Origin of the sequence: Raineyella sp. (genome assembly GCF_034933565.1) — a bacterium.
GTDB lineage: Bacteria > Actinomycetota > Actinomycetes > Propionibacteriales > Propionibacteriaceae > Raineyella.
In genome coordinates, this window is sequence record NZ_JAYFNG010000006.1 from 52,593 (window position 1) to 64,793 (window position 12,201).

Consider the following 12,201-nt stretch of genomic DNA (forward strand, 5'->3'; position numbering starts at 1 on the left):
GGTCACCGGGCCGCCGGGGACCGTCGCTTCTGCGGGTCGCCGCGCCCCTTCCGGTTGCCGTCACCTCCGTCGGGCGACGTCACCGGGTTGCCGTCGTCTCCACGGCCAGGTGGGAGGTCGTAGGTCCTCGGGTGGGCCGCCGCTCCTTCAGTTGACCGACGCTCCTTCAGCTGACCGACGAAGCTCGGTCGGCCTGCGCGAGGTACGTCAGCTGATGCGAGAACCATCGGCCGCCGCGGCCTCGGCGTTCTCCCGGTCAGCACCACGTCCGCGGTTACCGTGACCATCCTGATCCACCCTCTGGCGCAGCCACGACCATCCTGACCGCCCTCCGACGCAGCCACAACCATCCTGACCCGCCCTCCGACGCAGCCACAACCATCCTGACCGCCCTCCGGCGCTACCGTGGTCGCCGTGACCCGATCCGCAGACTCACCCCTGGTGCCGCGGCTGCGCCCGTTCGGGACGACGATCTTCGCGTCGATGAGCGCGCTGGCCGCGCGGACGGGAGCGATCAACCTCGGACAGGGCTTCCCGGACACCGACGGGCCCGTCGAGGTGCTTGAGGCGGCGGCGCGGGCGATCCGGGCCGGTCACAACCAGTACCCACCGGGGCGCGGCATCGCGCCGCTGCGGGAGGCGATCGCCGAGCATCAGCGCCGCTGGTACGGCCTGTCGTACGACCCGGCGACCCAGGTGCTGGTCACCGCCGGGGCGACCGAGGCGTTGACCGCCGCGATCCTGGCGTTGTGCGACACCGGCGACGAGGTGGTGGTGCTCGAGCCGACGTACGACTCCTACACCGCGGCGATCGCACTGGCCCGGGCGGTGCCCCGGCCGGTCCGGCTGCGGCACCCGTCGGCGACCGAACCCGGCTACCGGCTGGCCGAGGCCGACCTGCGGGCGGCGATCACGGACCGGACCCGGCTGCTGCTGATCAACACGCCGCACAATCCGACCGGTCACGTCCTCGGCCCCGACGAGCTCGACGCGGTCGCCCGGGTCGCAGTGGAGCACGACCTGGTGGTGATCACCGACGAGGTGTACGAGCACCTGCTCTTCGGCGGCCGGCCGTACGTCCCGCTGACGACGTTGCCCGGGATGGCGGAGCGGACCCTCCAGATCTCCTCGGCCGGCAAGACCTTCTCCATCACGGGCTGGAAGATCGGCTGGGTGTGCTCGACCCCCGAGCTGGTGGCCGCGGTGACGACGGCCAAGCAGTTCCTCACGTACGTGAACGGCGCACCGTTCCAGTGGGCGGTGGCCGAGGGGCTGGCCCTGCCCGACGAGCGGTTCGCCGGGCTGAGCCGAGGGATGGAGGCCCAGCACGACGTCCTGCTGCCCGGCCTGGTGGCGGCCGGGATGACGGTCCACCCCACCGAGGGCACCTACTTCGTCACCGCCGACGTCGCCCCGTTGGGCTACGACGACGCGGTCGACTTCTGCTGGCGGCTGCCCGACCTGTGCGGGGTCGTCGCGGTGCCGAGCTCGGTCTTCTACGCCGACCCGACCGGGGCACGGTCCCTGGTGCGGTTCGCGTTCTGCAAACGCCCCGAGATCCTGGCCGAGGCGGCCGAGCGGCTCGCGGGGCTCAGAACCCGGTGACGCCGTGCACGGGGGTGTCGGTGCGGAAGCCGGGGGCGCAGGCCCGGAACCACGCCCCACCTCGTCGGTGAGGACGTCGGGGGCGGGCAGGGTCCGGATCTTGTAGTCGGACACGTCGCTCAACGTCAGCCGAGCGCGGACCGGCCGGGCGGCGAGCGTCCCCGGTCAGCGACAGGTCGCGGCGTACGCCTCGGCCAGCAGATCCTCGTCGACGCCCTCGGCGATCGTCGGGTCACCCAGCCCCCGCAGCACCACGAGCCGCAGCGTGTCACCACGGTTCTTCTTGTCCAACGCCATCGTGGCCCGCAGCTCCGGCCAGGCCTCCGCCTCGTACCGGACCGGCAGGCCGACCGCTCCGAGGAGCGTACGGTGCCGCGCGACCAGCGCCTCGTCGATCAGGCCCAGTCGACGGGCCACCTCGGCGACGAAGACCATCCCGACGCTGATCGCCTCGCCGTGGCGCCAGTGGAAGTGCTCGCGCTGTTCGATGGCGTGGGCCAGGGTGTGGCCGTAGTTGAGCTGTTCGCGGCCGATCCGGTCGGCGGTGCTGGTCCGCTCACGCAGGTCGCCGGTGACGACCCGGGCCTTCACCGCGATGCCGCGGCGGATCACCTCGGTCTGCAGGTCGCTCGCCGGGGCCAGGCCGCCGGCCACATCGCCCTCGACCAGATCGAGGATCTGCGGGTCGGCGATGAAACCGCACTTGACCACTTCGGCCATCCCCGAGCGCAGCTCGCGCGGCTCCAGCGTGCGCAGCACGTCGGTGTCGCACAGCACACCGATCGGCTCGTGGAAGGCGCCGACCAGGTTCTTGCCGGCACCGATGTTGATGCCGGTCTTGCCGCCCACGGCGGCGTCGACCATCGCCAGCACCGTGGTCGGCAGGTTGAGGAAGCGGACCCCGCGCAGCCAGGAGGCAGCGACAAACCCGGCCAGGTCGGTGGTCGCGCCACCGCCGAGCCCGATCACCAGGTCGGAACGGGTGAAGCCGGCGGCAGCGAGCCGGTCCCAGCAGTCGGCCAGCACGGTGACGGTCTTGGCCTCCTCACCGTCCGGCAGCTCGATCAGCAGCGTCTCGGCAGCGATCTCGCCGGCGATCCGACCGGCGACGTCGCGCAGCACCGGCGGGTGCAGCACGGCGACCCGGCGGGTGTCGCCGACCAGCGACGCGACCCGGTCCAGCACGCCCGGCCCCACCTGCACGGTGTACGGGGTCTCGGCGTGCACCTCGAGGCAGGTACGGGTGGCGATGCCGGTACGAGTGGCGGCGCCGGTGTGGGCGGTAGGAAGCACCAGGTCGGCCACCGCGTCGAGGACGGCGTCGGCGACCTGCTCGGGGGTCCTGGTGTCGGTCCCGACCCGGTGGGTGGCCAGCGCCGCGTAGGTCGGCAGCCGCTTCTCCAGCAGCGCACGCATCTGGCCACGGACGTTGCCGAGCAGCAGCGGCCGGGCGACGTTGAGCCCGACCCGGTCGGCGGCGTGCCCGGCCGCGACCTCCAGCCACACCACCGTGTGGCCGGCCAGGCCGTCGCGGATGGCGGGGGTCATCGGCGCGCCGCCGCCGAGGCTGATAACCGCGGGACGGTCGAGCAGCTCAAGGGTGACGGTGCTCTCCAGCGCGCGGAAGGCGGCCTCCCCGTCGTAGGCGAAGATGTCGCGGACCGTACGGCCGGCCCGCTGCTCGATGACATCGTCGACGTCGAGGAACTCACAGCCGAGCCGGTCGGCGAGCAGCCGCCCGACGGTGGACTTGCCGGCACCGGGCGCACCGATCAGGACGAGCGGACGGGCCAGCCCGGCCCGGGCCTCGGAGGTCTCGCTCATGCGTGGATCGCCAGCCCTCGCGCGGCGACGTCGGCCAGGTAGGCCTGGTGGTTGCGCCGGGTCTCAGCGACCGAGTCACCGCCGAACTTCTCCAGGCAGGCGTCGGCCAGGACCAGGGCGACCATCGCCTCGGCGACGACACCGGCCGCGGGGACGGCACAGACGTCGGACCGCTGATGGTGGGCGACCGCCGGCTCCCCGGTGGAGGTGTCCAGGGTCCGCAGGGCCCGCGGCACGGTGGCGATCGGCTTCATCGCCGCCCGGACCCGCAGCAGCTCGCCGGTGCTCATCCCGGCCTCGGTGCCGCCGGCGTGCTGTGACAACCGGAGGATGCCCTCGGTGCCGGGAGTGATCTCGTCGTGTGCCTGCGAACCGCGGACCCGGGCCAGCTCGAAGCCGTCGCCGACCTCGACGCCCTTGATCGCCTGGATGCCCATCAGCGCCGCGGCCAGCCGGGCGTCCAGCCGGCGGTCCCAGTGCACGTGCGAGCCGATGCCCGCGGGCACACCCCAGGCGAGCACCTCGACGACACCGCCGAGGGTGTCGCCCGCCTCGTGGCAGGCGTCGATCTCGGCGACCATCCGTGTCGAGGTCGCGGGGTCGGCGCAGCGCACCGGGTCGGCGTCGATCCGCGACAGGTCGGCGATCGTCGGGTACAGGCCGGTCGGCGCCGTCACCGGGCCGAGCTCGACGACGTGGGACAGCACGGTGATGCCGTACGCCTGCTCGAGGAAGTTGGTGGCCACCCGGCCCAGCGCCACCCGGGCAGCGGTCTCCCGCGCGGAGGCGCGCTCCAGCAGCGGTCGGGCCTCGTCCCAGTCGTACTTCTGCATGCCGGCGAGATCGGCGTGGCCCGGCCGTGGCCGGGTCAGCCGGGCGCCGCGGGCCTGGCCGGCCAGCACCTCGGGGTCGACCGGGTCGGGCGACATCACGGTCTCCCACTTGGGCCACTCGGTGTTGCCGATCTCGATGGCGACCGGGGACCCGAGCGTCTCGCCGAGCCGTACGCCACCGATCATGGTGACCTTGTCCGCCTCGAACGCCATCCGGGCGCCGCGGCCGTAGCCGAGGCGGCGCCGGGCCAGCGAGTCGGCGATGTCCTGCGACGTCACCCGGATGTGGGAGGGCATCCCCTCGAGGACGGCCACCAGGGCCTGTCCGTGGGACTCTCCGGCAGTCAACCAACGCACCATGGGGGCTACTCTCTCATCCCTCCCGGCGGGCGGCCAACGCCGCCCGACCGGCAGACAGCAGGACCTCGACGTCCACCTCACGGCCGGTCATCAGGCGGACCTGGTCAGCAGCCTGGGCGGCCAGCAGGTCCATCCCGTCGAGCACTGCGGCACCGACCCGCTCGGCCGCCGCCGCCAGCGCCGTCGGCCACGGGTCGTAGATGATGTCGAACAACACCGGCGAGACGGCGCCGATCCGGGCCGCCAGATCCGGTGCCAGCTCGGTCGGGGCGGTCGCGACGGTCACCTGGGGGGCGACCATCGGCAGCCGGCCCCAGCCGACGATCTCGAGCCGCTGGTCGAGGTGGGCGGCGACCGGGTCGAGGCTGGCGTGGGCACGCTCGGCCGACCGGGCCATCACCCCGACCGCCCGGACGCCCAGCGGTGCCAGGGCGGCCAGCGCGGAGCGCGCGGTCGCCCCGGCCCCGATCAGCAGGGCGGTGTCGGCGTGGGTGACGCCGGCTCGTGACAGTGCCGCGGTCATCCCGGTCACGTCGGTGTTCTCGACCCGGTGCGGGCCGCCGGTGTGGTCGAGGACCAGCGTGTTCCCGGCGCCGACGAGCCGGGCGAGGGCGCTGGGGGTGCCCAGGCCCAGGACGGCATGCTTGAGCGGCATCGTCAGGCTCAGGCCGACCCACTCCGGGCCGAGGCCGGCGACGAAACCGGCCAGGCCCGCCTCGTCCACCTCGTGCGCCTCGTAGGTCCAGTCGGTCAGGCCGAGCGCCGCGTACGCCGCCCGGTGGAGCTGCGGGGACAGCGAGTGCCCGATCGGGGAGCCCAGCACGGCGCAGCGGTGCGGCTCCATCAGCACAGGCCCTTCTCCTTGTTGGCCGAGCACCACGCCTGGAACTCGGCGACGTACCGGTTGTGCTCGGCCAGCGTGGCGGCGTACTTGGTCTCCCCCGTCTCCGGGTTGACCGTGACGAAGAAGAGCCACGGGCCACTGGCGGGATGGGCCGCCGCGTCCAGGGCGGCCTTGCCCGGCGCGTCGATCGGCGTCGGTGGCAGGCCGGTGTGCAGATAGGTGTTGTACGGGCTGTCCTGGGCCCGTTCCTTGTCGGTGGTGGTGATCTTGCCGTTCAGGCCGTTGACGTACTTGACGGTGGAGTCCAGCTGCAACGGCATGCCCTGGCGGAGCCGGTTGTAGATCACCTCGGCGACCTTCGGCCGGTTGTCCTCGGTCCGGGCCTCCATCTCGACGATGGAGGCCACCGTGACCAGGTCGGCGGGCGAGCGGTTCATCGCGGCGGCGGCCTGTTCCAGACCCACCTGGGCGGCGGCCTGCTTGTACTCGTCCACCATCGTCACGAGGATCTGCTTGGCGGTGGGGGTGTCGCCGAGGTGGTAGGTGTCGGGGAAGAGGTAGCCCTCCAGCGTTTTGGCGTACGCCGGGGCCCCCAGCGCGGCGGGATCGTTCGCCAGGTCGGCGAACTGCTGGCGCGGGATGCCGCTCTGCTCGGCGATCGTGTCCAGCTGCTGTGCGAGGGTGAGGCCCTCGCGCAGGCTGATCTGTTTGACGATCCGGTTCTTCGGGTCCAGCATGGCCGTGACGGCCCGGTCCGCGGGCAGGTGGGTGGCCAGCCGGTAGTCGCCGGGCTGGATCCCGCTCGCCTTGCTGTTGGCCTTCGCGGCCCGGACGAACGCCGCCTGCGACTTCACCACGCCCTTGTCGGCGAGGATCGCGCCGATGTCCTTGAGGCTGGCGCCGCTGGGGATCCGGACGCTGACGGCGGCACCCGGCGTGGTCGAGGCGGCGTAGTCAGGGGCCCGCAGGCCGAGCTTCCCGGCGGCGTACCATCCCCCGCCGGCGAACAGGGCGAGGACGAGGACCAGCACGACGGTGAGGATGATCCCGGCCCGTCGCGAGCCGCGTTTCCCGCGCGACGCCCGCTCGGCCCTGGCCCGCCGGCCGCGGCGGGGTGGGGGGGTGTCGTGCGCCCGGCGGGCGCGCCGGGGGGCCGGCTGCTCGGGCCGGTCGGGCCCATCGGCCCGGTCGGGCCCGTCCGGCTGGTCGAAGAAGTGGCTCATCGGGGGTCTCCCTGGTCGGGCGGCGGCACGGCCTCCCCGGCGGGTCCGCCAGTGGACCGCTCGACGGACAGTGCGTACTCGAGGATGGCCACCGCGGCGGCCTGGTCGATGACGGACCGCTGGGCGCGGGTGTTGCGGCCGGCGGCATGCAGGTCCCGGGTGGCCGCAGCAGTGGTCATCCGCTCGTCGACCAGCCGCAGCCCGGTGCCGGGGTCGAGCCGGCGCCGGAACACGGCGGCCCGTCGCCGCATCTTCTGCGCGGCGGGCCCCTCCTTGCCCTTGAGCGTACGCGGCAGCCCCATCACCACCTCGAGCAGCGGACCGTACTCCTCGACGAGCAGGAGGATCTCCCCGATCGCGGCGTCCTCGTTCCCCCTGACCTGGACGGTCCGCACCGGGTAGGCCAGCGTCGCAGCCGGGTCACAGGCCGCGACGCCGATCCGGGCATCGCCCCAGTCGAGGGCGAGTCGTACGCCGGGACGCAGCATCATCGAGCGGCGCCGACCTTCTCGACGGCCGCCCGGACCGCCGCCAGCGCCCTCGGGGCGCCGGCCGGGTCCGTGCCACCGCCCTGGGCGAGGTCGGGCCTGCCACCACCCTTGCCGCCGAGCTCGGTCACCGCGACCCGGATCAGGTCACCGGCCGACAGACCGAGGTCGCGCGCACCGGCCGTGGTGGCGACCACGGCGGCGGGCTTGTCGACGCCGCCCACCAGTGCCACGACGCCGGGGGTCTCCCCCAGCCGGCCGCGGATGTCGGTGGCCAGCGTGCGCAGATCACCGGCGGCGACCCCGTCGACGGACTCCGCCACCAGCATGGCGCCACCGATCCGGACGGCCCGGTCGACGAACGTGCCGGCGGCCGCCAGCAGCTCCTTCGCGCGGAACGCGGCGATCTCCTTCTCCGCCGCCTTGAGCTGCTCGGCCATCCGGGCGACCCGGTCGGCGAGCTGATCGGGCTGGGTCTTCAGCGCCTCCGCCAGGCCGAGCACCAACTGGCGCTCCGCGGCGAAGTGGCCGAAGGCCTGGGGCCCGACGAGGAACTCGACCCGACGGATGCCCGAGCCGATGGAGGACTCCCCGGTCATCGCCACCAGGCCGATCTGGGCGGTGTGGGAGACATGGGTGCCGCCGCACAGCTCGAGTGACCACGGGCTGCCCATCTCGACGACCCGCACCCGCTCGGGGTATTTCTCGCCGAACATGGCCATCGCCCCGGCGGCCTTGGCGTCGGAGAGGTTCATCATCTGGGTGGTCACCGCGAGGTCGTCGTTGATCGCCTCCATGGTGCGGCCCTCGATCGCCTGCTGCAGGTCCTTCGACAGCGCCTGGGTGGAGTTGAAGTCGAAGCGCAGGTAGCCGGGCTTGTTGTAGGAGCCCGCCTGGACCGCACTCGGCCCGACCAGCTCGCGCAGCGCGGCGTGCACCAGGTGGGTCGCCGAGTGCGCCTGGCGCGACCCGAGCCGGTGGGCGGGATCGACCCGCGCGTCGACCGACTGACCGACGTGCAGCTCCCCCTCGCCGACCCGGACGGTGTGCACGACCAGGCCCGGGACCGGACGCTGGACGTCGAGCACGTCGAGGTGCAGGCCGTCGCCGGTGATGATGCCGAGATCGGCGTCCTGGCCGCCGGACTCCGCGTAGAACGGCGTCTCGGCGAGGACGAGCTCGACGGTGTCACCGGCCTGCGCCTCCCCGATCGCCGTCCCGTCGCGCAGCAGGCCACGTACGGTGGAGGGGGTGACCAGCTCGGTGTAGCCGGTGAACGCGGTCTCCCCGCCGGCCCGCAGCTCGCGGTAGGTGTCGGTGCTGACCATCCCGCCCTTCTTGGCCCGGGCGTCGGCCTTGGCACGGTCGCGCTGCTCCTGCATCAGCCCCTGGAACGCCTTGCGGTCCACCGTGAGGCCCTGTTCCTCGGCCATTTCCAGGGTCAGGTCGATCGGGAAGCCGTACGTGTCGTGCAGCTGGAACGCCGCCGCGCCGGACAGCGTGTCCTGGCCGGCCTCCTTGGTCCGCTGCACCGCCATGTCGAAGATCTGCGTGCCGGAGGTGAGCGTGCGCCGGAAGGTCTCCTCCTCCGCGTACGCCACGTCGCTGATCCGCGCCCAGTTGGTGGCGACCTCGGGCCAGGAGACCTGCATCAGGTCACGGCTGATCGGCAGCAGCTCGGCCAGCACCGGGTCCTGCACGCCGAGCAGGCGCATCGCCCGGATCGCCCGGCGCAGCAGGCGACGCAACACGTAGCCACGCGCCTCGTTGCCCGGCGAGACCCCGTCGGCCATCAGCATCAGGCCGGAGCGGACGTGGTCCCCGACGACCCGCAGCCGGACATCGTCACCGTGGTCGGCGCCGTACGTCTTCCCGGCCAGCTCCGCGGCCCGGACGATCACCGGCCAGACCTCGTCGATCTCGTACATGTTCTGCTTGCCCTGCAGCAGGTACGCGATCCGCTCCAGCCCGGCGCCGGTGTCGATGTTCTTCCTGGGCAGGTCGCCAGTGACGTCGAAGTCGGTCTTCGAGCGCACCACGGACAGGTCCTGGGTCTGGAAGACCAGGTTCCAGATCTCCAGGAACCGGTCCTCGTCGGCCTCGGGGCCGCCGTCGGGCCCGTACTCGGGGCCGCGGTCGATGTAGATCTCCGAGCAGGGGCCGCCCGGGCCGGGGACACCCATGTGCCAGTAGTTGTCCTTGAGGCCACGACGCTGGATGTGCTCGGCCGGGATGCCGACGGCGCGCCACATCGCGAAGGCCTCGTCGTCGTCGGTGAGCACGGTGGTCCAGATCCGGTCGGCGTCGAAGCCGAAGCCGCCCTCGGACTGCGGGCCGGTGACCAGCTCCCAGGCGTACTCGATCGCACCCTGCTTGAAGTAGTCGCCGAACGAGAAGTTGCCGAGCATCTGGAAGAAGGTGCCGTGCCGGGTGGTCCTGCCGACCTCCTCGATGTCGAGGGTCCGGACGCACTTCTGGGAGCTGACGGCACGGTCGAAGGGGGCGACCTCGTCGCCGATGAAGTAGGGCTTGAACGGCACCATGCCGGCGTTGACGAACAGCAGCGTCGGGTCGTTGTACACCAGCGGGGCCGAGGGCACCACGGTGTGACCACGCTTCTCGAAGAAGTCGAGGTACGTCCGCCGGATGTCGGCTGTCTTCATTCGTCGCCCTCCTCAGGCAGGTTCAGCGCCTCGCGGATCTCCGCCTCGCGCTCGGCGGATGCCCGCCGTACGTCGTCGATGAATCCGTTCACCCGCTCCAGCGCCGGGGTCCCCTGGTTCGCCGCCACCACGCGGCGACCGACCAGCACGACCACCGTGGCGGCGGCCGCGCCGATGACGAACCACAGCGCGCCGCGTGCACCCGCGCGCATCAGCGCACCCCGCCCTTGCCGCGCCGGGACGCGGCGGAGCGCAGCCCGTAGCTGAACGCCGCGACCTTGACCAGCGGACCACCGACGGTGGCGCGGAACAGGGTGGTCAGTTCGGCGGCGTTGCGGGCGACCGTGGTGGCGTTGGCGGTGACCTGCGAGGCGTCCGAGGTGATCAGGCCGACCTTCTCGATCTCGGAGTTGGCCGCGGTCACCGTGCCGCGCAGCTCGGTCATGATCGGCACCAGCGAATGACCGAAGTCACGCACCACGAGCCGGACCTCCTCCAGCACCCGGGCGAGCTTGAACAGCGGGCGGGCGAGGAAGGCCACCAGGAGCAGGGCCGCCAGGGCGGCGAGCAGGCCGGCGATGCCACCGACGGTCATCAGGTACCTCCAGGTCGAGAGCGTGGGACGAGTCCACAACCGTACGAATTCAACAGGGTCGACCCTACAACCCGGCTCCCACCTTTCCCGCACGCAGCCACGGGGGCGAATGCCCCGGAAGCCGCCACCCCACGGGCGGATATGTCGAGCTGCTACCCCGACGCCGGCTGGCCCGACGCCGGCGGCGCGGTCCCGGTCAGCCCCGTGACCGACCAGGGCGGTGCTTGCCCAGCAGTTCCACCAGGACGTCGAGCCGATCGGCCATCGCCGCCTCGGCCCCGTTGCGGGTCGGCCGGTAGTACTCGGCATCGAGCAGGTCGTCGGGGAGGTACTGCTGGCGGGCCACGCTGTGCGGCGCGTCGTGGGCGTACCGGTAGCCCTTGCCGTGGCCCAGGGCCGCAGCCCCCTGGTAGTGGGCATCGCGCAGGTGCGCGGGCACCTCCCGTCCCCGCCCGGCCCGGACATCCTCCAGCGCCCTGGCGATCCCCAGGTAGGCCGCGTTCGACTTCGGGGCCATCGCGCAGGCCACGGTCGCGTGGGCCAGGGTGATCCGCGCCTCGGGCATCCCGATCAGTTGCACCGCCTGGGCGGCGGCGACGCAGGTCTGCAGCACCGACGACTGGGCCATCCCGATGTCCTCGCTGGCCGAGATGACCAGCCGGCGGGCGATGAACCGCGGGTCCTCCCCGGCCTCGAGCATCCGGGCGAGGTAGTGCAGTGCGGCCTGGACGTCGGAGCCGCGGATCGACTTGATGAACGCGCTGATCACGTCGTAGTGCTGGTCGCCACCCTTGTCGTACCGGACGGCGGCGCGGTCGACCGCCTGCTCGAGGGCCGCCAGGTCGATCGTGTCGTCACCGCGGGCGGTCGCTCCGGCGGCGGCCTCCTCCAGGTAGGTGAGTGCCCGCCGGGCGTCGCCCCCGGCCATCTGCAGCAGCGCGGCCCGTGCGTCGGCGGTCAGGGCGTACGTACCGCCGGCCGGGGTCGCCAGCCCGCGCTCGTCCACCAGGGCCCGGTCGAGCAACACCCCGATCCCCTCGTCGGTCAGGGGGCGCAGGGTGAGCAACAGGGAACGGGACAGCAGCGGCGAGATCACCGAGAAGCTCGGGTTCTCCGTGGTGGCGGCGATCAGGGTGACCAGCCGGTTCTCCACGGCGGGGAGCAGCACGTCCTGCTGTGCCTTGGAGAAGCGGTGCACCTCGTCGACGAAGAGCACCGTCGGATTGCCCCGGGCCAGCTCGCGCTTGGCGGTGTCCAGCTCGGCCCGGACGTCCTTCACCCCCGCGGTGACCGCGGAGATCTCCACGAAACGTCGGTGCGTGGAGTGCGAGACCACTGCGGCGATGGTGGTCTTGCCGACCCCCGGCGGCCCCCACAGGAAGACCGATCCCGGTTCCCCTGCCGCCAGCCGGCGCAGCGGGGAGCCCGGGGTGAGCAGGTGGTCCTGGCCGACGATCTCGTCGAGTGTCCGGGGCCGCAGCCGGACCGCCAGCGGCTGCTGGCCGTGCCCGGCCCAGCTCAGTGTCCCCCCGCGGTCGTCCGCGGAGGGACCGGAGGGTTCATCGGTGTCGGAGAACAGATCGGGTGCCATGGCACCTGCCAGCCTAGTCGCCCGGCATCGGAGGAGCCGGGGAGCAAGGCTCGGGCGCCCGGAACGTCCCGCGCCCCCGTACCGAACGCCCCTCGCCCCCGTACCAAGAGGTGTCGGGGGCGAGGGACGTCGCGGGTGTCACCATTGCGTCGCGGGTGTCACCGCGGCAGCGTGC

General features: G+C 72.6%; 10 protein-coding genes and 1 pseudogene. 1 reads left to right on the top strand and 10 read right to left on the bottom strand.

The genetic code is table 11. From position 1 onward, the window contains the following. The first annotated feature begins 414 nt into the window (after nucleotides 1-414). The gene (locus tag VB059_RS01930; protein WP_323420333.1) at nucleotides 415-1,605 is read left to right on the top strand and encodes a pyridoxal phosphate-dependent aminotransferase; all 1,191 of its coding nucleotides are present in this window, start codon (nucleotides 415-417) and stop codon (nucleotides 1,603-1,605) included. Nucleotides 1,606-1,770: 165 nt separating this feature from the next. On the opposite strand, the gene aroB is transcribed toward VB059_RS01930, so the two are convergent. The 10 genes and pseudogenes from aroB to VB059_RS01980 form a co-directional block, all read right to left on the bottom strand. Next, a complete protein-coding gene (aroB, locus tag VB059_RS01935) occupies nucleotides 1,771-2,910 on the bottom strand; it encodes a 3-dehydroquinate synthase (RefSeq protein WP_323420387.1) in 1,140 nt (379 codons plus the stop codon). Then, a pseudogene (locus VB059_RS01940) lies at nucleotides 2,899-3,429 on the bottom strand (shikimate kinase); the annotation flags it as partial. The gene aroB and the pseudogene VB059_RS01940, both read right to left, overlap by 12 nt. Continuing rightward, complete coding sequence (aroC, locus tag VB059_RS01945; protein WP_323420334.1) at nucleotides 3,426-4,622, bottom strand: chorismate synthase; 1,197 nt, start codon at nucleotides 4,620-4,622, stop codon at nucleotides 3,426-3,428. The pseudogene VB059_RS01940 and the gene aroC, both read right to left, overlap by 4 nt. Nucleotides 4,623-4,635: 13 nt before the next feature. Next, a complete protein-coding gene (locus VB059_RS01950; protein WP_323420388.1) occupies nucleotides 4,636-5,466 on the bottom strand; it encodes a shikimate dehydrogenase in 831 nt (276 codons plus the stop codon). Further along, nucleotides 5,466-6,689, bottom strand: coding sequence for an endolytic transglycosylase MltG (mltG, locus tag VB059_RS01955; protein WP_323420335.1), 1,224 nt, complete (start codon nucleotides 6,687-6,689; stop codon nucleotides 5,466-5,468). The genes VB059_RS01950 and mltG overlap by 1 nt, the downstream gene beginning before the upstream one ends. Then, nucleotides 6,686-7,177: a Holliday junction resolvase RuvX gene (gene ruvX / locus VB059_RS01960; protein WP_323420389.1), complete on the bottom strand. Its 492-nt coding sequence runs from the start codon at nucleotides 7,175-7,177 to the stop codon at nucleotides 6,686-6,688. The genes mltG and ruvX overlap by 4 nt, the downstream gene beginning before the upstream one ends. Continuing rightward, on the bottom strand, nucleotides 7,177-9,840 hold the full coding sequence (alaS, locus tag VB059_RS01965; protein WP_323420336.1) for an alanine--tRNA ligase: 2,664 nt from the start codon (nucleotides 9,838-9,840) through the stop codon (nucleotides 7,177-7,179). Before alaS ends, ruvX begins: the two co-directional genes overlap by 1 nt. Next, nucleotides 9,837-10,052: a hypothetical protein gene (locus tag VB059_RS01970; protein WP_323420337.1), complete on the bottom strand. Its 216-nt coding sequence runs from the start codon at nucleotides 10,050-10,052 to the stop codon at nucleotides 9,837-9,839. The genes alaS and VB059_RS01970 overlap by 4 nt, the downstream gene beginning before the upstream one ends. Beyond that, complete coding sequence (locus tag VB059_RS01975) at nucleotides 10,052-10,435, bottom strand: DUF948 domain-containing protein (RefSeq protein WP_323420338.1); 384 nt, start codon at nucleotides 10,433-10,435, stop codon at nucleotides 10,052-10,054. The genes VB059_RS01970 and VB059_RS01975 overlap by 1 nt, the downstream gene beginning before the upstream one ends. Nucleotides 10,436-10,631: 196 nt before the next feature. After that, a complete protein-coding gene (locus VB059_RS01980; protein WP_323420339.1) occupies nucleotides 10,632-12,026 on the bottom strand; it encodes a replication-associated recombination protein A in 1,395 nt (464 codons plus the stop codon). Nucleotides 12,027-12,201: the final 175 nt, after the last annotated feature.